This window comes from Anoxybacillus sp. FSL W8-0104 (genome assembly GCF_038004465.1).
Lineage (GTDB): Bacteria > Bacillota > Bacilli > Bacillales > Anoxybacillaceae > Anoxybacillus > Anoxybacillus flavithermus_G.
This window is the reverse complement of record NZ_JBBOQU010000001.1, coordinates 980,802-1,002,190: the sequence shown is the minus strand read 5'-3', so window position 1 is coordinate 1,002,190 and position 21,389 is coordinate 980,802. Positions and strand designations below refer to the sequence as shown.

The 21,389-nt window shown below is 41.6% G+C and carries 25 protein-coding genes and 1 pseudogene; all 26 read right to left on the bottom strand.

Going from position 1 to position 21,389, the window contains the following annotated elements:
* Positions 1-10: 10 nt before the first annotated feature.
* The 26 genes and pseudogenes from NST18_RS05435 to flgB all read right to left on the bottom strand — a co-directional run bounded on the left by NST18_RS05435 (position 11) and on the right by flgB (position 21,335).
* Positions 11-881 (bottom strand): annotated as a pseudogene (locus NST18_RS05435) (MinD/ParA family protein).
* Complete coding sequence (gene flhF, locus NST18_RS05430) at positions 878-1,984, bottom strand: flagellar biosynthesis protein FlhF (RefSeq protein WP_064214587.1); 1,107 nt, start codon at positions 1,982-1,984, stop codon at positions 878-880. The pseudogene NST18_RS05435 and the gene flhF overlap by 4 nt, the downstream one beginning before the upstream one ends.
* Positions 1,981-4,017: a flagellar biosynthesis protein FlhA gene (gene flhA, locus NST18_RS05425; protein ID WP_064214586.1), complete on the bottom strand. Its 2,037-nt coding sequence runs from the start codon at positions 4,015-4,017 to the stop codon at positions 1,981-1,983. The genes flhF and flhA overlap by 4 nt, the downstream gene beginning before the upstream one ends.
* A 30-nt stretch (positions 4,018-4,047) precedes the next feature.
* Positions 4,048-5,130, bottom strand: a complete 1,083-nt coding sequence (gene flhB, locus NST18_RS05420; protein WP_064214585.1) for a flagellar biosynthesis protein FlhB — start codon at positions 5,128-5,130, stop codon at positions 4,048-4,050.
* A 1-nt stretch (position 5,131) separates the two neighbouring features.
* On the bottom strand, positions 5,132-5,911 hold the full coding sequence (fliR, locus tag NST18_RS05415; protein ID WP_004891044.1) for a flagellar biosynthetic protein FliR: 780 nt from the start codon (positions 5,909-5,911) through the stop codon (positions 5,132-5,134).
* On the bottom strand, positions 5,908-6,177 hold the full coding sequence (gene fliQ, locus NST18_RS05410; RefSeq protein WP_035018732.1) for a flagellar biosynthesis protein FliQ: 270 nt from the start codon (positions 6,175-6,177) through the stop codon (positions 5,908-5,910). Before fliQ ends, fliR begins: the two co-directional genes overlap by 4 nt.
* Positions 6,178-6,191: 14 nt before the next feature.
* Positions 6,192-6,857, bottom strand: a complete 666-nt coding sequence (fliP, locus tag NST18_RS05405) for a flagellar type III secretion system pore protein FliP (protein WP_004891046.1) — start codon at positions 6,855-6,857, stop codon at positions 6,192-6,194.
* On the bottom strand, positions 6,850-7,476 hold the full coding sequence (fliZ, locus tag NST18_RS05400; protein ID WP_064214584.1) for a flagella biosynthesis regulatory protein FliZ: 627 nt from the start codon (positions 7,474-7,476) through the stop codon (positions 6,850-6,852). The genes fliP and fliZ overlap by 8 nt, the downstream gene beginning before the upstream one ends.
* A 12-nt stretch (positions 7,477-7,488) precedes the next feature.
* Positions 7,489-7,848, bottom strand: coding sequence for a response regulator (locus tag NST18_RS05395; protein ID WP_003394872.1), 360 nt, complete (start codon positions 7,846-7,848; stop codon positions 7,489-7,491).
* Between the two features lie 19 nt (positions 7,849-7,867).
* Entirely contained in the window at positions 7,868-9,019 is a 1,152-nt protein-coding gene (gene fliY, locus NST18_RS05390; RefSeq protein WP_064214583.1) for a flagellar motor switch phosphatase FliY, read from the bottom strand.
* On the bottom strand, positions 9,009-10,007 hold the full coding sequence (fliM, locus tag NST18_RS05385) for a flagellar motor switch protein FliM (protein ID WP_340721274.1): 999 nt from the start codon (positions 10,005-10,007) through the stop codon (positions 9,009-9,011). Before fliM ends, fliY begins: the two co-directional genes overlap by 11 nt.
* Positions 10,008-10,038: 31 nt before the next feature.
* On the bottom strand, positions 10,039-10,452 hold the full coding sequence (gene fliL / locus NST18_RS05380) for a flagellar basal body-associated protein FliL (RefSeq protein WP_004891056.1): 414 nt from the start codon (positions 10,450-10,452) through the stop codon (positions 10,039-10,041).
* Position 10,453: 1 nt separating this feature from the next.
* Complete coding sequence (locus tag NST18_RS05375) at positions 10,454-10,681, bottom strand: flagellar FlbD family protein (protein ID WP_004891058.1); 228 nt, start codon at positions 10,679-10,681, stop codon at positions 10,454-10,456.
* Positions 10,682-10,726: 45 nt separating this feature from the next.
* Positions 10,727-12,046: a flagellar hook-basal body complex protein gene (locus NST18_RS05370; protein WP_004891059.1), complete on the bottom strand. Its 1,320-nt coding sequence runs from the start codon at positions 12,044-12,046 to the stop codon at positions 10,727-10,729.
* Positions 12,047-12,122: 76 nt separating this feature from the next.
* Positions 12,123-12,485 carry a TIGR02530 family flagellar biosynthesis protein gene (locus tag NST18_RS05365; protein ID WP_004891061.1) on the bottom strand — a complete coding sequence of 121 codons (363 nt, stop codon included), beginning with the start codon at positions 12,483-12,485 and terminating at the stop codon, positions 12,123-12,125.
* Between the two features lie 13 nt (positions 12,486-12,498).
* A complete protein-coding gene (locus tag NST18_RS05360) occupies positions 12,499-12,966 on the bottom strand; it encodes a FlgD family protein (protein WP_004891062.1) in 468 nt (155 codons plus the stop codon).
* A gap of 11 nt (positions 12,967-12,977) precedes the next feature.
* Positions 12,978-14,417: a flagellar hook-length control protein FliK gene (locus NST18_RS05355; protein WP_340721273.1), complete on the bottom strand. Its 1,440-nt coding sequence runs from the start codon at positions 14,415-14,417 to the stop codon at positions 12,978-12,980.
* A 14-nt stretch (positions 14,418-14,431) separates the two neighbouring features.
* Positions 14,432-15,040, bottom strand: coding sequence for a MotE family protein (locus tag NST18_RS05350; protein WP_088223356.1), 609 nt, complete (start codon positions 15,038-15,040; stop codon positions 14,432-14,434).
* 6 nt (positions 15,041-15,046) lie between these two features.
* Complete coding sequence (gene fliJ, locus NST18_RS05345) at positions 15,047-15,490, bottom strand: flagellar export protein FliJ (protein WP_064214148.1); 444 nt, start codon at positions 15,488-15,490, stop codon at positions 15,047-15,049.
* 7 nt (positions 15,491-15,497) lie between these two features.
* Positions 15,498-16,811, bottom strand: coding sequence for a flagellar protein export ATPase FliI (fliI, locus tag NST18_RS05340; RefSeq protein ID WP_004891067.1), 1,314 nt, complete (start codon positions 16,809-16,811; stop codon positions 15,498-15,500).
* Positions 16,808-17,587, bottom strand: coding sequence for a flagellar assembly protein FliH (gene fliH / locus NST18_RS05335; protein ID WP_064214147.1), 780 nt, complete (start codon positions 17,585-17,587; stop codon positions 16,808-16,810). The genes fliI and fliH overlap by 4 nt, the downstream gene beginning before the upstream one ends.
* Positions 17,571-18,581, bottom strand: a complete 1,011-nt coding sequence (gene fliG, locus NST18_RS05330; protein WP_064214146.1) for a flagellar motor switch protein FliG — start codon at positions 18,579-18,581, stop codon at positions 17,571-17,573. Before fliG ends, fliH begins: the two co-directional genes overlap by 17 nt.
* Positions 18,582-18,594: 13 nt before the next feature.
* Complete coding sequence (fliF, locus tag NST18_RS05325; RefSeq protein WP_004891071.1) at positions 18,595-20,181, bottom strand: flagellar basal-body MS-ring/collar protein FliF; 1,587 nt, start codon at positions 20,179-20,181, stop codon at positions 18,595-18,597.
* A 26-nt stretch (positions 20,182-20,207) separates the two neighbouring features.
* On the bottom strand, positions 20,208-20,501 hold the full coding sequence (gene fliE, locus NST18_RS05320) for a flagellar hook-basal body complex protein FliE (RefSeq protein ID WP_004891073.1): 294 nt from the start codon (positions 20,499-20,501) through the stop codon (positions 20,208-20,210).
* 12 nt (positions 20,502-20,513) lie between these two features.
* Positions 20,514-20,951, bottom strand: coding sequence for a flagellar basal body rod protein FlgC (flgC, locus tag NST18_RS05315; protein WP_004891074.1), 438 nt, complete (start codon positions 20,949-20,951; stop codon positions 20,514-20,516).
* Positions 20,952-20,954: 3 nt separating this feature from the next.
* Positions 20,955-21,335: a flagellar basal body rod protein FlgB gene (flgB, locus tag NST18_RS05310; protein ID WP_004891075.1), complete on the bottom strand. Its 381-nt coding sequence runs from the start codon at positions 21,333-21,335 to the stop codon at positions 20,955-20,957.
* Positions 21,336-21,389 lie beyond the last annotated feature (54 nt).

The following is a 21,389-nucleotide window of genomic DNA, read 5'->3' as shown; positions in this document are numbered from 1 at the left end:
CGATGATAACCTACCTTTCCAAAAAGTATTGGCGAAGCTTTGCAAAAAAGTGAAACGGACGTTTCGTTTGCTCCTCGTGTTCCCCGTTCGCTAAGTAGCGATCAGTCATTCGCATAAGCGCCTTGCTTGCTTTTGCACTCGGATCAAATAAAAGGAAAGGCGTTTGACGAATGACAGCGTTACTTACCGTTCGGTCTTCAGGTACATATCCTAATGCGTGTAATTCTTTTCCTAAAAAACGTTTTGCCACTTGTTTTAAACGCTGGAGTGTCTCTACTCCTTCTTTATCCGAACGTGCGCGATTGACTAACACATAAATCGGGAGTTGCGGATCTGCTAAGTGAATGTATTTCACCGTTGCATATGCATCTGTCAAAGCGGTCGGTTCCGGAGTTGTTATGATAAAAATATCATCAACCGCTTTGAGCAGCTGCAGACGATCTTCGGACATCCCTGCTCCCATATCGAAAATAAGATAATCGTATTGCTCGGAAACGAGTTGCAATTGTTCAATAAAATACTCGACTTTTTGTTCGTCCATATGAAAAATTTCTGTGAACCCTGTTCCGCCAGCAATAAACGATAACTGTTCAGGTCCTGTCTTTATAGTATCATGAATGGTAACGTTTGGACGAAAAATATCGATCATTGTATAAGATGACGATTGTCCAAGTAAAATATCGATATTCCCCATACCAATATCCATATCAAACAGCAATACATGTTTTTCGCGTTGGCGTAACGCCAATGAAAAGTTTAACGAAACGTTCGATTTTCCAACTCCGCCTTTGCCGCTTAATACAGCAATCGTTTTCGTTTCTGTTCCGTGCTGCATTTTTTTTCACGCGTAAACGTAAGCTTTCCGCTTGATCTCTCATCATCGTAGCTCGACCCCGGTAACCATATTTGCAACAAGCTGTGGAGTAGCTTCCACAATATCATCGGGCACGTTTTGTCCGTGCGTCATGTACACTGCGCCGATACGGCATTGAATCATCATATTTAACATCGCACCATGTCGGCTTGTTTCATCGACTTTTGTAAAAATAAACTTATGAATAGGAATAATTGAAAACTGATCGTAAATGTCTTTCATATCTCTCCATTTTGCTGTGAGTGATAACACAAGAAACGTTTCCATTTCCTCATTAAAGTCGATCATTTCTTTTAAATCATTTACATATTGAGCGTTGCGAAAGTTTCGCCCGGCAGTATCGATAAAAACGATGTCATACGATGCTAGCTTCTCTTTCGCTTTACGAAAATCGTCGAGATTGTAACATACTTCAAGAGGAACGTTTAAAATTTTTGCGTATGTTTTCAACTGATCAATGGCGGCAATGCGATACGTATCTGTCGTAATAAATGCAACTTTTTTCCGATGTTTAATGACGCAATCAGCGGCCATTTTGGCAAGCGTCGTCGTTTTGCCAACCCCCGTTGGTCCAACAACGTTAATAAATTTTTTTTGAAACGAAATTCCCCCAAACGAAAGCGAAGATAATGCACGAACGATTTCTTCATGAAGCCATTGCTTCACCTCGTCATATGTGGCATTTTTTTCCGAAGTATACCAACGCTGCAACAACGTGGACATCAGCATCGCTCGCACATCGTCGCTTATTTCTTGGTCGATTAAATGCGCATCGATTGCTTTTAATGGAGTAGGATAATGCTCAACTCCTCCTCCTTGCGATAATTGACGAATCGTTGCTTTTAATTCATGGATTTCCTTTAATAACTGTTCATCACGCATCGATTCTGTGCGCTCTTTTCGTTTTTCTTTTATTTTTTGAACGGGCGGAGTGGCTGGTTTTGGATCAACAGCAGCAATCACTTCAATATTTTTTCGGGAAAATAAACCTAAAAACCCTTTTTTATGCACAACTTTCGAATTTAATATCACAGCATCATTCCCGAGCTCGGCTCGAATCATTTTCATCGCTTCTGGCATAGACGAAGCGACAAACTTTTTTACCTTCATTCCACATTCACCACCCCAACACTTTGAACTTCCACATTTGCTTCAAGTTCATTATACGACAATACTGGAACGTGACGGAAATATCGTTCAGTCAATTGTCTCACATACATGCGCACAGCCGGTGAACAAAGTAAAATTGGCGTTTGATCTTGAAACGGAAATTGTTCAATTTGCATCGCAATTGCTTCAACGATCGCTTGCGAGACGACCGGATCAAGCGCTAAATAATTGCCGTGCTCCGTTTGTTGTACTCCTTCGGCAATCATTTTCTCTACTTTTCCTGATAATGTAATTACCCGTAATGGCTGTCCTTCAACAACGTATTGGCTCGTAATTTGACGAGCGAGCGCCTGACGAACATATTCCGTTAAAAGATCTGGATCTGTCGTCATTCGACCGAAATCCGCAAGCGTTTCAAAAATGACCGGCAAATTGCGAATCGATACTTTTTCACGTAATAAGTTCGCAAGCACTTTTTGAATATCGCCAACGGATAACGGATTTGGCGTCACTTCTTCCACTAAAATCGGATACGACTCTTTCACATGGTCGATTAACTGTTTCGTTTCTTGACGACCGAGCAATTCATGTGCGTGCGCCTTCAACAGCTCAGTAATATGCGTAGATACGACAGATGGTGGATCAACGACCGTATAGCCAAACATTTCTGCTCGTTCTTTCATTTCTTCGGAAATCCATTTCGCTGGTAATCCGAACGCTGGCTCTACTGTATCAATTCCCTCAATGGCATCGTCATCAATGCCAGGGCTCATCGCTAAATAATGATCAAGTAACAACTCGCCACGCGCCACTTCATTGCCTTTAATTTTTAATCGGTACTCATTTGGCTGCAGCTGAATGTTATCGCGAATGCGGACAACAGGAATAACGATACCGAGCTCTAAAGCGAGTTGTCGACGAATCATGACGATGCGGTCTAGTAAGTCTCCACCTTGATTCGCATCAGCAAGCGGTATTAATCCGTATCCAAATTCAAACTCAATCGGATCAACGCTAAGTAAACTGACAACACTTTCTGGACTTTTCATTTGATTCATTTCGATTTCTTCTTCAGTCTCTTCTGTTGTTGCTTCAGGCGCATCGGCTTGTTTTGTAAATTGGTATGCCCCCAAAGCGAGCAACGAAGCAATCGGAATTGTTAACAAATCATTAATTGGGGTAAATAGCCCAAGTAAAAAAATCGTCCCTGCTGTCACGTATAACATTTTTGGGTACGCGAACAATTGCTGCATAATATCGGCGCCTAAGTTGTCATCCGAAGCGGCGCGCGTAACAACAATTCCTGTTGCAGTTGAAATTAATAACGCTGGAATTTGGCTAACGATCCCATCCCCTACTGTTAGCAACGTATATCGTCTCGCTGCTTCGCCAATATCCATACCTTGCTGTACCATGCCAATGGCGATACCAAATAACATATTGATTAATACGATGATAATTCCTGCGATGGCATCACCTTTCACGAATTTACTTGCTCCGTCCATCGCTCCATAAAAATCCGCTTCTTGAGCAATTTTTTCACGTCGCTCTCTCGCTTGTTGTTCGGAAATGATGCCAGCATTTAAATCGGCATCGATGCTCATTTGTTTTCCCGGCATCGCATCAAGCGTAAAACGTGCAGCCACCTCTGATACGCGCTCTGCCCCTTTTGTGATAACAACGAATTGGATAATAACTAAAATTAAAAAGACGACGAAACCGACAACAACATTACCACCAATGACAAACGTTCCAAACGTTTCAACAACCCCTCCCGCTTCTCCTTTGCTTAAAATCGAGCGAGTCGTTGAAACGTTTAAACCGAGACGGAATAAGGTAAGCAAAAGGAGGAGCGAAGGGAAGATCGAAAATTGGAGCGGTTCGCGCATATTCATCGATGTTAAGAGAACGAGCAACGCAAGAGAAATGTTCATGATAATGAGGACACTAAGCAACCATGATGGTAGAGGAATGATGAGCATCGCTACAATTAATACAACCATAATTAATACAGATAAGTCCCTTGCCGACATAAACGTTCTCTCCTGTTCGCATACATAAAATTAAAGTTTATTTTTCGTTTTGTAAACGTACGCTAAAATTTCTGCTACTGCTTTGAAAAAAGCTTCTGGAATGACCATCCCGACATCTGTTTGATCGTATAACGCACGTGCAAGCGGCCGATTTTCAACGATCATGACGTCATTTTTTTTCGCAATATCTTTTATTTTTTGCGCCATATAATCTGCTCCTTTCGCGACAACGATCGGAGCGTCTGCTTGCTGTTCATCGTACTTTAACGCCACAGCAAAATGCGTCGGGTTTGTAATGACGACATCTGCCTTCGGCACTTCTTGCATCATGCGGCGCATCGCCATTTCTCGTTGCTTTTGCTTAATGCGTGATTTAATTAACGGGTCTCCTTCTGTCTTTTTGTATTCGTCTTTAATATCTTGTTTTGACATACGAATATTTTTTTCAAAATCATACCGTTGATATAAATAATCGAACAGCGAAAGAAATAGTAAAGCGACAGAAGCAACAAGCCCCATTTGAATCGTTAAACGTCCAAGCGTCGCGGCAATTGCCCCAACCGATTTATGCGATAACGATAAAATATCATCGATGTGCATCCATAAAATAGAAAATGTGACAACACCAACAAACAATACTTTTAAAATCGATTTGAGCAATTCTACAAGGGCGCGGAGCGAAAAGATGCGCTTAAACCCTTGAATCGGGTCAAGTTTACTTAACTTCATTTGCAGCGGTTCCGTTGTGAATAAAAAACCGACTTGCACAAAATTAGCAAATAACGCCGCCGCAATTGCCGCTAAAAAAATAGGTCCAACGAGCAATGCAAGTTGCTGTAGGAGATCAACGAAAATGAGCTGTACAGAATCGATCGTCACATCCATAAAAAAATAATGTTGAAACGACTGGCGAAATAGCCGAGTAATTGCATCTCTCCACATACCGGAAGAAAAAGAGAGGACGAGAAAAACGATAAGCATTAAAAAGGCAGCTGTTACATCTGCACTTTTTGCTACTTGTCCCTTTTTACGAACTTCTTGCCGTTTTCTTGGCGTCGCTTTTTCTGTTTTTTCTCCTGCAAAAAACTGCAGATCGACCGACAACCAGCTCACGCTACGCCCCTCCTAACAATTTCATCATGCCGCGCATCGATATAAAAGCGAATTCAAACAATTGCTTTGTGACGGCAAACATACTTGAAAATACGATAACAAACAGCACAAAACTAACGATAATTTTTACGGGAAGACCGATCACAAAAATGTTCATCTGTGGGACAGTTCGCGCGACAATACCAAGTGCTACATCGACTAAAAACAAACATCCAACAATCGGAATAGCCATTTGTAAAGCAATGACGAACATCGCTTGAAATAAACGAACAACTTGTTCTGCGATTTGTTCATTTCCAAACGAAACGAGATGATCGAGCGGAATGAATTGATAGCTATAAAAAATACCGTCTAACAACATATGATGTCCATTGACGGCGAGTAAAAAAAACAAAGCGATCGTGTATAAATATTGTCCCATTAGCGGGCTTTGGGCACCTGTTTGTGGGTCAATGACGTTTGCAATCGCAAACCCCATTTGAAAATCGATGAATCCGCCCGCAATTTGAATAGCCGACATAATGATAAATGCAACAAGCCCAATCAATAACCCGACAAGCACTTCTTTGATTAACAACATCATATACGTCCCGTCAATATCCAATGGCTTTGGATCAAGCGAAAAAAACATGAGCCAACTAATAAAAAAGGCAAAACCGATTTTATGAACGTTTGGCACGTTTCGATATGAGAAAAGCGGCATCGTCACAAAGAATGAAGCGACGCGCGCAAAAATAAGTAAAAAAGTTGGTACATACGTGTATAGCTCCATACGCTTCATCCTACAAATTTACTTAAGTTGCTAAAAATATTGTATGCATATGACACCATGCGCGAAAGCATCCACGGTCCGAAAAAAACGAGACCGAGTAACACGGCAACAATTTTAGGAACAAACGCTAACGTTTGTTCTTGAATTTGCGTCGTCGCTTGCAAAATGCTAATCAATAGTCCGACCGCAAGCGCAAGCAACATGAGCGGTCCGCATACGACAAGCACCATGTACACACCGCGTTCCGCAACTTGAATGACAAAATCGGGACTCATTTTTCCCACCTACTTTAAAAGCTTTCTAATAATGATTTCACAACTAAATACCAACCATCCACAAGAACAAACAGTAAAATTTTAAACGGTAACGAAATCATGACCGGCGGTAACATCATCATTCCCATCGACATTAATACGCTTGCCACAATCATATCAATAACTAAAAACGGAATGAATAGCATGAAGCCGATTTGAAACGCTGTTTTTAATTCGCTAATCGCAAAAGCAGGGACGAGCGCTGATATCGGAATATCTTGTACTGTTTTTGGCTGTTCAGCCCCTGCGTAGCTTAAAAATAAAGCTAAATCTTTTTGTCGCGTATGTTTGCTCATGAACTCTTTTAATGGTGCTTCGGCTCGTTCATATGCTTGCTCTAAATTAATTTTTTCATCAAACAGCGGCTGCAAGGCATCGCGGTTAATTTGTTGAAACGTCGGTGCCATAATAAAAAATGTTAAAAATAAAGATAGCCCGATAATGACTTGGTTCGGCGGCATTTGTTGCGTGCCGAGCGCTGTTCTGACAAACGATAAGACGATCACGATGCGCGTAAACGACGTCACCATAATTAAAATGCCTGGCGCAATCGATAAGACCGTCAGCAACAATAACAGCTTCACAGATGTCGCTACGTTTTCGGGCGCGCTATTGTTAAAAAATTGCATCACTTCATTCATGTGAATCCCTTTCTTTTTCCAGCGCTCTCATCGCTTGTTTTCGCTTCTCAACCAACTGTTGTAACTCTCGATCGAACAATTGGCGAAAACGAGGCTCGTTCGTTTTTTGCTGTAAAAGCGATTGCAATGATTTCCATACGTTTGTATCAAGCAATGAATCGAGGCGCGCTTCATGTTGCTTAAGCAGTTCTTCAATTTCTTGTTCATCGGTAATTTCTTTTAATAAGTGAATCGATTCTCCTACACCAACAACTAACACACGCCGACCGACTTTTACAATTTGAATCGTTCGATTCGTTCCTAAACTTGCCCCGCCTAAATGTTGAATGAGCCCTTTTCGCTCATAAAATCGGTTTTGTTTATTTAACCATTTTAAAAGCGCATATAACAAAAATATAACAAAAGCAGTTGCACCAATCAGTTTAACGAAATCCCAAACGGTAATCGGAGTCGATTCTGAAACTGTTGCCGTTTGAGTTGCCTCATTTGTTTGTTGTTCTTTACACTTTTCTGGATGTTCTACACATTCTTTTACGCTGTTCGCTTGTTCTGCAAAAGCAGGGGAAACTGCTTGCAGAACAACGAATGCGCACAACATGATGATGCGAATATAGCGCAATGAATTCCACCTCTAACCGAGCGTTTTATTAATCGCTTCAATGACGCGATCTGCTTGGAACGGTTTGACAATAAAATCTTTTGCTCCTGCTTGAATCGCATCAATAACCATCGCTTGTTGCCCCATGGCTGAACACATAATGACTTTGGCGTTGCTGTCAATTTTTTTAATTTCTTTCAGCGCCGTAATGCCATCCATCTCTGGCATCGTAATGTCCATTGTGACTAAGTCTGGGCGAAACTCTTTATATTTTTCGACCGCTTGCGCCCCATCAGCTGCTTCCGCGACGACTTCGTGCCCATTTTTCGTTAAAATATCTTTAATCATCATTCTCATAAATGCTGCATCATCAACAATTAAAATTCTCGCCATTCTCCAAAAACCTCCCGAATTATCGTAATTTGTTTAACCGATCGCTTTGGCTAATAATACTCGTCACACGCACGCCGAAATTTTCATCGATGACGACAACTTCACCTTTCGCGATCAATTTGTTATTAACTAAAATGTCAACCGGTTCACCAGCCAGCTTATCAAGTTCAATGATGGAGCCTGATGATAAACTTAAAATATCTTGCACAGAGCGCTTCGTTCGCCCGAGTTCCACCGTCACTTGCAACGGAATATCAAGCAACATATCAAGATTGCGTGATTCCGCTTCTGGCAATGGCGCTGGTTCAAAACTTGCAAAAGCAACAGGCTGGACGTTGACAGGCTGCTGCACGGCTCCCGTCCCAAAATGTTGAGGAGCTTCTTTTTGCGTTTGTTGAGCCGATGAAGGCGCTAGTTTCGTCTGTGCGGATGGCGCGGTTTGATGTGGCTCGTTCGTATTTATTGTAGCTGATGTTTCGGTCTTTGTACTAGACGGATTTAATAAATTTTCGACTAATTCTTTCGCAAAATGAATTGGCAACAGTTGCATAATATTCGAATCAATTAAATTGCCTACTTTTAAACGGAACGATACTTTAACAAATACATCGTCCGGCGGTAAATATTCAAATCCTTCGCCTTCCGATAAATCAAGTAAGTGTAAACTTGGTGGCGAAATATCAACTTTTTTGCTAAAGATCGTCGACATCGACGTCGCAGCCGAACCCATCATTTGGTTCATCGCTTCCTGTACAGCACTCAATTGAATTTCGTCCATAAAATCGGGTGGATTTGTGCCATCTCCCCCCATCATTAAATCTGCGATAATCGCAGCGTCAGATTGTTTAATGACAAGTAAATTTGTTCCTAAAAACCCTTCGGTATAGCTGACTTGAATCGCAACGTACGGATGCGGAAACTCTTCAGCGATGCGCGCACGCTCAATAAGCGAAACGTTCGGCGTCGTAATTTCAACTTTTTGATTTAGTAACATCGATAACGCTGTCGCTGAACTGCCAAACGAAATATTCCCGATCTCACCAAGCGCATCTTGTTCAATCGGCGTCAACACTTCATCAATCGACATTGTGCTAGACGGCATCGGGTCTTCTTCAATTCCTCGCAACAACGCATCAATCTCATCTTGAGATAACATATCGTCACTCATCATCGCCGTCTTCCCCCTTTATGACATCCAAAATTTGTACGGCTAATCGTTTATTCATTTTTCCTGGCTGACCGATAAATTTCGGCACGTCTCCTACTTTAATCACGAGTGGATCACGTACCGTTTGATCGAGTTGAATGACATCACCAACAGAGAGTTGCAAAAATTCTTGAATGGAGATCGTCGATGTACCGAGCTCTGCGATCATCGGCACCTTCGTTTGCTTTAATCGCTTTTGCAACGTCGCAACTTCTTCAGGTTCACGAGCCTTTTTTTGCGTTTGCATCCAATAATGGACAGACAATTTCGGAATAATTGGCTCTAACACCACATGCGGAATGCAAATATTAATCATTCCACTCGTATCGCCAATTTGCGTATTTAACGAAATGACAACGACCGTTTCATTCGGTGATACCATTTGTAAAAATTGCGGGTTCACTTCAAAATCTGTAAGCATCGGATCGATGTCCGCAACAGATTCCCACGCTTCTCGCAAATTGCTAAACGCTTTTTCAAACAAATTGGACATAATTTTCGTTTCAATTTCTGTTAAATTTTCAATTTTATTTAAACTCACACCTCTGCCACCTAGTACGCGATCAAGCATCGCATAGGCGATATTAGGATTGACTTCTAACAGCACGCGTCCATCCAACGGAGGAACTTCAAACACCGTTAAAATCGTCATTTTTGGAATAGAGCGAATAAATTCTTCGTATGGCAACTGATCGGCCGATACGACAGAAATTTGCACATACGTACGCAGTTGTGCGGAAAAAAACGTCGTTAACAATCGGGCAAAGTTTTCATGGATGCGCGTCAAACTGCGAATCTGGTCTTTAGAAAACCGCAACGCCCGTTTAAAGTCGTACACTTTCACTTTTTTCTCTGCTTCTTCTTTTTTCAGCTCATCCGCGTCCATCTCTCCAGCAGATAACGCTGCAAGCAAGGCATCAATTTCACTTTGTGATAAAACTTCTCCTGACACTGTTCTCACCTCCTACTCCTATTCATTTTGTTTACTGGAGAATAAAGGAGGTTATATAAATTTTCTCAACTTTTCCTTCTTGCATAAGCTCGTTTATGCGTTCGCGAAGTTTTTTCTCTAAAAGAAGTTTTCCTTGCTTTCCTTTAAACTGCTCCGCCGTCATTTCCGACAGCTCTTCAATAATGATACTTTTAATTTGAAAATCTCGTTTTTCTGCTTCTTCTTTTGCCTTTTCGCTGTCTGTTTGAATTTTAAACGCGATTTTAATAAAGCTTCCATCCATTAAATTCGTCATCATTTCGGGCACGTCAAACGAGCTTGCAACAATTTCATCGACCGACGGCTCTTTCGGTTCATCATTCCCCATAAATTTCATAACGACAACAAGGGCAACGACGCTAACAAGCGTAATCACTCCCATAATAATTAGCATCATTTTTAACATTTTATTGTCTTTCAACGTCGGATCCCTCCGCCTCTCTCCTTAATCCGAGAACAGAAATGTTACGATAAAACGTTTCTACTAATGACATAACATCTTCTACAGACTCCCGCACGACAAACTTTTTGCCATTCGTTAACGTAATGGTCGTGTCTGGGAACGCTTCAACTTGCTCTATGTATATCGCGTTTAGTGTGAATTGTTTTCCATTTAACCGCGTTAATGTAATCATATGTATGCGGGCACTAGACAGAGCCTAGTGCCCTCCCCTCCCTTATTATTTCTTTAAGTTAACTAATTCTTGTAAAATCTCATCCGATGTTGTAATAATGCGCGTGTTTGCTTGGAATCCGCGTTGCGCGACGATCATTTCGGTAAACTCTTCGGATAAGTCAACGTTTGACATTTCAAGCGCTCCAGAAATAATTTCACCTGCACCGTTTAAACCAGGTCGTGATAACTCATTAATCGTTAACCCGTTAGCATTTCGGTCGAGCTTACCGGAGTTGTTTGTTTCTTTAAACGTATTGCCGCCCATTTTTTCTAAACCTGTTGGGTTTGGAAATTGCGCTAATAAAATTTGACCTGCAATTTTTAATTGTCCATTGCTATCGATGAACGTTACTTTTCCATCCGCTGTAATCCCGAAACTTTTCGCTGTTTTTGGAATTTGAATGAGTCCTGGCTCAAAGCTAGTCACATTTCCGTATTTCGGTTCACTATAATCTTGTAATACTTGCTGGACGCTTTCCACAAAACCGCTAATTTGCTCTAAGTACGGTCCCATCATTTTTTCGGCCTGATCTAACGTATTCGGCCATCCATTATTCGGAATTTTTGTCATGTTATTGATGTTTGCTTTTGGTGAAACGGCGTCGTTAAAGTTCCTAACACTCTCATTCATAACATCGATTTGCTTATTAAAGTCACCGATAAACTTATTAAAGTTAGTAAACGAAGAAGAAGGATCAAAATTATTTTTCCAATTTTGCACAAAATTAACTAGTCCATCTCGTCCATTAACAAAGTTATCAAGCTGTGTTCTGAGATTGTTAACTTGAGTGAGATTTTTGTCAGAAGGTAACGTCTTAATCGCTGCTTCCCCGATTAAATATTGCCCGTCTGCATTTACCACATAGCCGTATTCATCTAAATAAAAGTTCCCTGCACGTGTAAAGCTTAAGTTAAACACGCGGTCGATCGGCACACCTGTATTCACTTTATTCGTTCCGAGCTTTCCAGCTGGTCCATCCATGCTAATTAATGTGACATCATTAATCGAACCGACAACGAAAAAGCCGTCGCCACCGATCGCCAAATCGAGCGGACGTGCCGTCGTTTGCGTCGATCCTTGCGTATGAATCGTTTCGATCGAACCAAGTCCACTTCCTAAACCAATTTGTTTTCCGTTAATTCCTCCGCGCGTTCCTGTCGATGATGTCGCGGCGGAAATTTGTTGGGAAACGAGATCTTTAAATGTGACGCGCGCTTTTTTATAGCCGTACGTATTGACGTTAGAAATATTGTTACCAATGACGTCTAATTTATATTGGAAGTTGCGAATACCACCAATACCAGTAAACATGGAACGTAACATATAATCCTCTCCTTTTCTTTGTTTGAGCGGCTTCTGTCATTCCACACGCTCAAAGGCTTCCTGTAAAGGTCCAGCCTTATATAATAATGGCTCCGTTAATGTTTGTAAACAATTGGCTCTGTGCTTCTTCACGATGCATCGCTGTAATAACCGTTTGATTGACAGCGCTCACGATTAAGGCGGCTTCATCTGTAATAACGAGCGAGTCGCGCACACCTTTTTGTTTTGCTTCTACAATTTTTTGCCCGATGACCGCCCATTGTTCATCGTTAATGTGAATATTTCGTTCTTGCAAACGTTGTTGTGCATGTTTGCTTATTTTTAATACTTGTCCTGCTTCAGCAAGCGCATCGCGAAACGATTGCCGCTCCGTTGAAACAACCGTCTGCTTTTTCGCCGGAATCAATGGGGTGTGCGGAAAAAACTGAATGCGATCCATTTCTTCACCTCCTTTATTGCGACACTTTTGTGACGCGAGAGGCTAACACCGTTTCTCCTTGTTCAAGCTCTAACCATATGTCTGTTCCTTTTTGGACGACAGCTCTCACTACACCGCTTTGTTCATCCCATGTGACGGTTTTGCCAATCCATTCGCTATATTGAGCGAGCGACGGTGCAGATTGTTGTTGCATAAGCTTTTGCAATGCATCTAACGTGCTGCCGAGTTTTTCTGATGTGCTCGTTTGCGATTCAATAAACTTGCTCATCATATTTGACATATTGACCATTTGCTCAAGCGATGAGAAGTTTGCCATTTGTGAAATAAATTCACGGTCTTCCATCGGATTTAACGGATCTTGATGTTGCAATTGGGCAATTAAAATTTTTAAAAAATCATCTTTTCCTAGCGAACTTTTTCCTGTTTCACGCTGCGCGACTTGGCGTTGCGATAAAAGCAAACTTGGATCGATCGCTGTCACAACTATCACCTCTACACGTCGAAATGAAACAACTCTTTTAACCATTCATCAAACGATTGATCAGGCTGCTTTTTTTCTTCTTTTTGCTGTTGTTGCTGCTGTTGCTGCTTTTGTTGGTGGAATGCATGGTCGCGAAATTTAGCTTGATCGAACACATTGAATTGCTCTACCGTAATATGATCAGCAATATGCGCTAGCTGATGAATATGTTGTTCAACTAGCTGCTTCGCTGCTTCTGTAGACGTAATCATTTTTGCCGTTAGCTTCCCTTTTTGTTGAATAAGCTTAATTGTTATATATCCTAAATGTTCAGGATGAAGGCGAATCAGCATTTGTGCATTGCCGTTTTTCCATCGCGTGAATTGACTTGAACGAACAATTCGCTCAAACTGTGCGACAAACGGTGTTTCATTCGTCGTATCAATCGTTGGTCGGTCAAACGGGACATGTTTATCATCTGATTGTTGAACAGCGTGCACCAAATGAGACAACTGACTCGTCCATTGTTTGCGCTCTTGTGGCAATTGTACAACTTTCTTCTGTACAGAATCAGGTGATTGTTCTGTTTGGAAACGTGTATTTGTTGATTGCGCATAAGAACGTACTGAATATTTTTGCAACGCTTCATCGTTTACGTTTCCATCTGTTAAACGTTGTTCGACATTTGGAGCTAACCGCTCACGAGCAAATAAAAGTGATTTCCATGTTTCACCATGTTGTATGTTTTCATTCGTTTCCCATCGTTTTTGGCTGTCTATCGTTGTCTCCGGCATCAATTGAATCGCTTTGCTTTGATCGCTATCCGTTCGAAACTCGTTGACTAATCGTTTTTGGCTGTCTATCGTTGTTTCCGTCATCAATTGAATTGCTTTGCCTTGATCGCTATCCGTACGAAATTCGTTGACTAATCGCTTTTGGCTGTCTATCATCGTTTGAATCATCGTTGTAATTGTTCCACTTCGCTCATCATGTGCCTCAAACAAATGGCGTAACGTTGCACGTGCCTGTTCAATTATTGGTTCTGGAATCGTCCATTGCTTTTGTTCTAGTTGAAACAAAGCAATGATGAGCATCAGTTCATCTTTTTCATCATGATCATCGGACGCTGAAAACATCGTTTCAAACGGTGGCTCAGCTGAAAATCGTTGAACAATTTGCACTTTCGTTTCTTCTGGTAAAAGAGAAAGAAACGATTGTATTATTTCAGTTGATAATATGTGCTTGTCTGCATACCCGTCATGAACAGGAAGTTGAGCAAACCATTGCTGCAACTGTTCCCAATCGATTCGTTGCATCGCTTCCGACTGTTCGGACAACGGTTGTACCGACTCCGATTTTTGACGCAACGAGGAAAGCAAATGAGCAAATGCATGTCCATCGCCCGTTTCAACAGTCGTTTGTTGATTTGATCCGCTGAATGGAGCCATGGAAGAAATCGCCGCGATATTCATTTTTTCACCTCCTTTCAATTATTCGCTTTTTTCGCAAGCAAGCTCGTATATTTCGCCGCATTTTGTGCATCCATTTTTTCTAAAATGGCCGCCACTTTGTCTGTTTTTAACTTTGATAATAAATGAACCGCTTCTTGATCCGACATTTGCGGAATAATTTCCGCTGCTTTTTTTGGTGACATCGTTTCATACATTTTCACAACGTCTACACGCGTAGCATCTGTCTGCTCTGTTGACGGTGTTGTCGGCTGTTGCGCTTGTTCTTTTTCCGTCTGCAAACGTGCGATTTCTTGCTTAAGCGCATCAATTTCTGCATCTTTTTCTTTTATAGTATCTTTCGTTTTTGTAAGCTCCTTTTCTTTCTCAACAATGGTTGCTTTTAGCTCAACGATTTGCTCTTCTAGTTTCTTTTTTTCGTTTGCTTCTGTTCCTTCAATCCATTGCGAAACAAACGGCAATTGACTTGCATATTTTTTCCCTTGTTCAAATACGTTAATGCCAGAGAATGTTAAAATCAACAAAACAACCGAGATCGTAAATAAAAGCGGGATGAAGACGACAAAGAGAAACCATTGCAACTTGCTTGTTTTTTTCGTTTCTTCATCTTTTTCAAACTGTTCCATTGACGCTCACCTTGTTTCTCGATAACAATATTGTTGAATTGAAATATCATCCATTTGCTTTTGTTCTGCAATTCGCATTTGTTGCGCGATCATTTCATCATGTTTTTCTTTTATTTTTTCGTATTTTTTCACCTCTACATTCAATTCAACTAACTTTAGTTGTTTCAACTCCATTTGTTGACGCGCTTGCATAACAAGATGCTGGTAATGGTCGATGATGCGCTGCAAATTGTTCATAAATTGTTGAAACGAACGGATATGTTGAACAGCCAACCCTGATTGTAATTGTTGTTTATGTTGTTCCTCGTAGTCTTCTTTTTGTTTTAAAAAGTGGTACAGTTTTTCTGCCACTTCTTCAAAGCGACGGCGCGCCTCTTCATATTCGTGTAGCGCTTTTTGTTTTTCATACTCTTTTAAATTTAAAATTTTCGTTAATTGAAATGATGTCATCGCCTATTCACCCTTGTTCGATAAGTTGAAACAACTGTTGAACACTTTCGTTTATTGTATAACATTCATGAACATCTTGTTTTAAAAACGAAATAATTTTCGGATAATAACGGATCGCTTCGTCGATTTCTCGCGACGATCCTCGTTTATAGGCACCGATTTGAATTAAATCTTCAGACTGCACATACGTCGCCAACAACTCACGCAACTTTTCTGCCACTTTTCGATGCTCTGGCGTGACAATGTAGTTCATGACGCGGCTTACACTTTTTAATACGTTAATTGCTGGATATTGACCCTTATTGGCTAGTTGGCGTTCTAATACGAAATGACCATCTAAAATGCCGCGAACGGTATCAGCAATCGGCTCGTTCATATCATCGCCATCAACGAGCACCGTATAAAAAGCGGTAATCGTCCCATGTTCATTCGTTCCTGTCCGTTCAAGTAGTTTTGGTAAAATCGCAAAAACGGACGGCGTATATCCTTTCGTTGTCGGCGGTTCTCCGATCGCCAGTCCAATTTCACGTTGCGCCATCGCCACACGCGTGACAGAGTCCATCATCAGCATAACGTTAAGTCCTTGATCGCGAAAATATTCCGCAATGGCTGTCGCTGTATACGCTCCTTTGATGCGCATGAGGGCAGGCTGATCAGATGTCGCAACAACGACAATGGAGCGTTTTAATCCTTCGGGACCAAGATCGCGTTCAATAAATTCTCGCACTTCGCGTCCGCGTTCACCGATGAGTGCGATGACGTTTAAATCCGCATTTGTATTGCGAGCAATCATCCCCATTAACGTACTTTTTCCAACGCCAGAACCAGCAAAAATACCGACACGTTGCCCTTTTCCGACCGTTAATAAACTATCGATCATTTTCACCCCGACTTCAATCGGCTCTGAAATCGGAGGACGCGTCATTGGATTGGGCGGTTGGCGATCGATTGGAACAGCCGTCAATCCTTTTGGAAGCGGTTGACCGTCAAGCGGGGCTCCTAATGCGTCAATAACACGTCCGACAAGCGCTGAACCGACTTTTATTTCAAGTGGAGCCCCCGTTGCCTCTACAATACAACCGGGGGCAATATCTTGAACGGTTGCATATGGCATTAATAGTACGTATTCATCGCGAAATCCAACGACTTCCGCTTGAATTTTCTTCTTTTTTTTATGGCCAATATGAATATAGCAAACATCTCCAATGGAACTTTCTGGTCCTTTTGCTTCAATCATTAAGCCGATCACACGCGTCACTTTGCCAAATCGCTTATACGGATCGAGCAACTCAATTTCATTGATAAGTGCCTGCCAATTCATTCGTCCGCCCCCTCGATCCGCTCGAGCAATTGTTGCTTCAGTTGCTCGAGTTGCGTGTCAACGCTTGCATCAATACGTCCAAACGGCGACTCGACAATGCAACTTGTTTCAGCTAATGTTTCATCAGGATAAATAAACAAATGAACGTCTTGGCTAAATAATGCTTTTAACTCCTCCTTTTGACGAACGACAACGTCATAATAAGCCGGATGAACGTATATTTTCACTTCTTCATGTTCACGAACTTCTTGAATGACTTGTTTCACAAGGCCAAGAAAATGTTCTTTGTTTTCAGCAAGACGCTCACCGATAATTCGTTCCGCTACTTTGCATGCAACAAGTAAAATCGTTTCATCGGCCGACTGCAACATGTGATAAAACTGTTCATTGGCGGATTGTGCAATCTTCTTCGCTTCACGAATTGCCTCCATGTACTGTTGAAATCCTTCTTCGCGCCCTTGTTCTAAACCGACCGCATATCCTTCTTGACGCGCTTCGTTTATCCATTCGTTTCGTTCTTCTTCCCATTTTCTCCGTTCTTCTGCAATCTGTTGTTGGACAGATGCGTAATACATGTCCGCTTCTTGACGAATATTTGCCGCTTGTTGCTCGGCTTGCTCGATTAACATTTGTGCATGTTGCATCATCGTTTCGGCAGGTTGTTCATGTTCTTCTTGCTGCACGTCAGACCATACTTTTCTCACTTGAATGACCGCCTGTTGCTCGGTACACGTGCGAGCAAAAGGGGCTTTAATAACTTTAGACAATAATATCATCTCCTCCGCCACGAGCGACGACAATTTCACCCGCTTCTTCGAGACGACGAATGACTGCAACAATACGCGATTGCGCTTCTTCTACGTCGCGAAGGCGAACAGGACCCATAAACTCCATTTCTTCTTTGAACGTTTCCGCCATACGAGAAGACATGTTGCGGAATATAACTTCCTTCACCTCATCGCTAGACACTTTCAACGCAAGCAACAAGTCTGCATTGTCCACTTCGCGAATAACGCGTTGAATCGCACGATTATCAAGCGTAACGATATCTTCAAATACAAACATGCGCTTTTTAATTTCTTCTGCTAGCTCTGGATCTTGAATTTCAAGGGCATCTAAAATGGCGCGCTCGGTTGCGCGATCGACACCGTTCAACACTTCAACAACAGCTTCAATGCCGCCAGTTTGCGTGTAATCTTGTACAACTGTCGTCGATAGTTTCCGTTCAAGCACTTGTTCGACTTCATTAATCATTTCCGGCGATGTGCGGTCCATAAGGGCAATGCGGCGAGCGATATCCGCTTGCATTTCTTGTGGAAGCGCAGATAAAATTTGGCCGGCTTGAGCAGGGTCTAAATACGAAAGTACGAGTGCAATCGTTTGTGGATGTTCGTTTTGTAAAAAGTTTAAAATTTGCGCCGGATCGGCTTTCCGTGCAAAATCAAACGGACGCACTTGCAAGGCAGACGTTAAACGATTAATAATGTTCATCGCTTGCTCTGGACCGAGCGCTTTTTCAAGCACTTGTTTCGCATAAGCAATACCGCCTTGTGAAATGTAGTCTTGCGCTAAGGCGATTTGATGAAACTCTTCTAAAATCGTTTCTTTTTTCTCAGCATCAACTTGACGAACGTTAGAAATTTCAAGCGTTAGCTTTTCAATTTCTTCTTCAGATAAATGTTTATATACGGATGCTGACACGTCAGGACCTAACGAAATGAGGAGGATGGCCGCTTTTTGTTTTCCTGTTAGTTCGCCTTTTTTTGCCATACAATCCCCTCCTTTATTCCTCTGCAAGCCATGTTCTTAGCAATTTCGCAAATTCTTCTGGTTTTTCTTTTGCGAGTTTTTCAAGTTGCTTGCGACGCAATGTGGATTCTGTTTCGACTTCTTCGTTGACGTCTGGAATTTCTACTGCCACTTGTTGTTCTTGCACTGGTTGTTCGTCCATTTCTTCTTTCTTGCGTTTGCGCAACCATAAAAAGACGATCAAAGCAAGAAGCAAAATAAGCGCTCCGCCACCAGCTATATATGCCCATGTCGGAATCGTTGTAGTTTCTTCGTCAAACTGCACTTTTCCGTTAAACGGTTGTACAGAAACGACGACGCGATTTTGCAAATCGTTGTCCGTCCATTGTCCCGCAACTTCTTTGTCGACTGACGTACGCACAATCGTTCCTAAAATTTTTGTAATATCATCTACCGTTTGCGCAGGCAGCGAATTCGGATCATTAGGTTTTGGCGGTTCAACCATCACTTGAATGCCTAAATCTTTTACTTTATAAGGACTTGCAACAATTTCCTTTTTTATTCTATTAACCTCGTTATTAATCGTTTCCTCAATTCGCTCATAATCCCCGTTTGTCTCGCCATTTGCTCCTTCATACCCTGGCACCTCGTTTTCCCCTACGCCCGCTGTGCCGCCTGGTTGAGCCCCTTGACCGGAAAACGTCTCTGTAATGCGCTGTACGCTTACAGCGATGCCTTCCATATTTTCTTTATCTACTGGCTCAACAAGCTCTTCTTGGCGATTTTCTTGCGTGAAATCAACGTCTGCTGTGACAGAAACGACGACTTTATCTTGTCCCATCATCGTTCCTAACATTTGTTGGACGCGACGTTGAATGTCGCGTTCAATTTGTTGTTTCACTTCATATTGTTCAGCAAATGTTTTGCCAGACGAAAAATTTTCTTCATTTTTTAAATCAAAGTACTCAAAATATTGATTCATAATGACGATATTTTCAGTAGGAAGGTTCGGTACGCTTTTGGAAACAAGGTGGTATAATGATTTAATTTGCTGCTCATTAAATTTATACCCTGCCTTTGTTTTCAAAACGATCGATGCAGATGCCTCTTCCTGTTGGTCGCCAACAAAGATCGTCGGCTGGGGTAGATTAATCATCACCTTTGCGTCTTCTACCCCGTCGATACTTTTTATTAAATTGGCAAGTTCGGTTTGCATCGCCTCAATTTTTAATACGTTAAATTCGTTATCTGTCATGCCGAAACCAGAGTTTTTTCCGAAAAACGAATAATCGATGCTTCCGCTATCGGGAATGCCTTCAGCGGCTAGTTCGACTTTTAACGTATTGACAAGCTGTTCGGGCACTAAAATGGTCGTGCCGTTATCGGCAACTTGCGACTGAATACCGCGCTGATCAAGCGTTGCCTTAATTTGTCCCGCTTCTTGCGGCGATAAATTGCTGTAGAGAGGAACAAAATTCGTTCGCGTCGCCAAAAAAGCGGTAAGCGCAACGGCAACAACCAACAATCCCACAAGACCTAAAGCCATCATTTTTTGTTGTTTTGTTCTCTCGCTCCAAAACAATTTTAATCGTTCTATCGCTTGTTTTAATCGCTCGTTCATATGCTTCCTCCGCTATCTCATGAGGTCTATACTTGCATTCTCATCACTTCTTGATATGCTTCGATCACTTTATTACGCACTTCAATTGCTAATTGAAGCGACACACTTGCTTTTTGTGAAGCGATCATCACATTGTGCAAATCAACGTTTTCTCCTTTTACTAACTTCGTTGTCAACTGATCCGATTCCATTTGCTGTTTATTTACTTCGTTAATCGCTTCTTTTAAAAATTGAGAAAACGCCCGTTGTGCTTCCGCGGGCTTTATCGATTGCTGCTGTACAGCTGGTGATAAAACTGTACGTTGGATGCGATCAATCATCGCTTATTCCCCCTATTTCCCGATTTCTAACGCCTTCATTAACATTCCTTTCGTTGCGTTTAACACCGTCACATTCGCTTCATACGAGCGTGTGGCGCTCATTAAATCGACCATTTCTTTTAACGGATCAACATTTGGTAGCTGCACATATCCGTTTTCATCTGCATCCGGATGAGATGGGTCATAGACAAGTTTAAATGGCGTTTGATCCTCAACAATTTTCGTTACCTTTACTCCACCTGCTGACCGCTCGTTCATCGCTTTGTTTAAAAAAGAGGAAAACGATTCGTTTGGTTGCATGACAACCATTTTGCGACGATATGGCTGCCATTTCCCATCGACCATTTTCGCCCGCGTCGTATCGACGTTTGCCATATTTGCAGAAATGACATCCATGCGTAACCGCTGAGCTGTTAACGCAGAGGCGGATACATTGAAACTTTGAAACATATATTATTTTCCTCCCTTAATGACCGTTTTCAAAGAGTTAAACTTTCCATTCAACCGTTCAACTAACGCGTTGTAATAAATTTGGTTTTGCGCTAAATCCGACATTTCTTTATCTAAATCGACATTATTGTTATTATGAGTGTAAACGAGATCGTTTTTAGTTGTCACGAGAAATTTGCTTGTTCCGCCTTTAAACTCAAAATGGCGTGGATCGGTGCGGTACGCTTGCAATGCTTGATGGAATTCCGTTCGAAATTGAACGTCTTTCGCTTTAAAATTCGGTGTATCGACATTCGCAATGTTGTTGGCGATTACTTTTTGTTTCAACGATGAATAATTTAACCCTTGTTCTAATATTTGTATTGTATTCGAAAACAATTTCACGACATATTCCTCCTTGTGAAGACACCGTTCGACACCTTTATTGTAAAAAATTAT

Excerpts from the sequence above, each read along its gene's own strand:
- flhF (WP_064214587.1), bottom strand. The coding sequence starts at position 1,984 with ATGAAGGTAAAAAAGTTTGTCGCTTCGTCTATGCCAGAAGCGATGAAA.
- flhA (WP_064214586.1), bottom strand. The coding sequence starts at position 4,017 with ATGTCGGCAAGGGACTTATCTGTATTAATTATGGTTGTATTAATTGTA.
- fliR (WP_004891044.1), bottom strand. The coding sequence starts at position 5,911 with ATGAAGCGTATGGAGCTATACACGTATGTACCAACTTTTTTACTTATT.
- fliQ (WP_035018732.1), bottom strand. The coding sequence starts at position 6,177 with ATGAGTCCCGATTTTGTCATTCAAGTTGCGGAACGCGGTGTGTACATG.
- fliP (WP_004891046.1), bottom strand. The coding sequence starts at position 6,857 with ATGAATGAAGTGATGCAATTTTTTAACAATAGCGCGCCCGAAAACGTA.
- NST18_RS05395 (WP_003394872.1), bottom strand. The coding sequence starts at position 7,848 with ATGGCGAGAATTTTAATTGTTGATGATGCAGCATTTATGAGAATGATG.
- fliY (WP_064214583.1), bottom strand. The coding sequence starts at position 9,019 with ATGATGAGTGACGATATGTTATCTCAAGATGAGATTGATGCGTTGTTG.
- fliL (WP_004891056.1), bottom strand. The coding sequence starts at position 10,452 with ATGTTAAAAATGATGCTAATTATTATGGGAGTGATTACGCTTGTTAGC.
- NST18_RS05375 (WP_004891058.1), bottom strand. The coding sequence starts at position 10,681 with ATGATTACATTAACGCGGTTAAATGGAAAACAATTCACACTAAACGCG.
- NST18_RS05370 (WP_004891059.1), bottom strand. The coding sequence starts at position 12,046 with ATGTTACGTTCCATGTTTACTGGTATTGGTGGTATTCGCAACTTCCAA.
- NST18_RS05365 (WP_004891061.1), bottom strand. The coding sequence starts at position 12,485 with ATGGATCGCATTCAGTTTTTTCCGCACACCCCATTGATTCCGGCGAAA.
- NST18_RS05355 (WP_340721273.1), bottom strand. The coding sequence starts at position 14,417 with ATGAATATCGCGGCGATTTCTTCCATGGCTCCATTCAGCGGATCAAAT.
- NST18_RS05350 (WP_088223356.1), bottom strand. The coding sequence starts at position 15,040 with ATGGAACAGTTTGAAAAAGATGAAGAAACGAAAAAAACAAGCAAGTTG.
- fliJ (WP_064214148.1), bottom strand. The coding sequence starts at position 15,490 with ATGACATCATTTCAATTAACGAAAATTTTAAATTTAAAAGAGTATGAA.
- fliI (WP_004891067.1), bottom strand. The coding sequence starts at position 16,811 with ATGAATTGGCAGGCACTTATCAATGAAATTGAGTTGCTCGATCCGTAT.
- fliH (WP_064214147.1), bottom strand. The coding sequence starts at position 17,587 with ATGATATTATTGTCTAAAGTTATTAAAGCCCCTTTTGCTCGCACGTGT.
- fliG (WP_064214146.1), bottom strand. The coding sequence starts at position 18,581 with ATGGCAAAAAAAGGCGAACTAACAGGAAAACAAAAAGCGGCCATCCTC.
- fliF (WP_004891071.1), bottom strand. The coding sequence starts at position 20,181 with ATGAACGAGCGATTAAAACAAGCGATAGAACGATTAAAATTGTTTTGG.
- fliE (WP_004891073.1), bottom strand. The coding sequence starts at position 20,501 with ATGATTGATCGCATCCAACGTACAGTTTTATCACCAGCTGTACAGCAG.
- flgC (WP_004891074.1), bottom strand. The coding sequence starts at position 20,951 with ATGTTTCAAAGTTTCAATGTATCCGCCTCTGCGTTAACAGCTCAGCGG.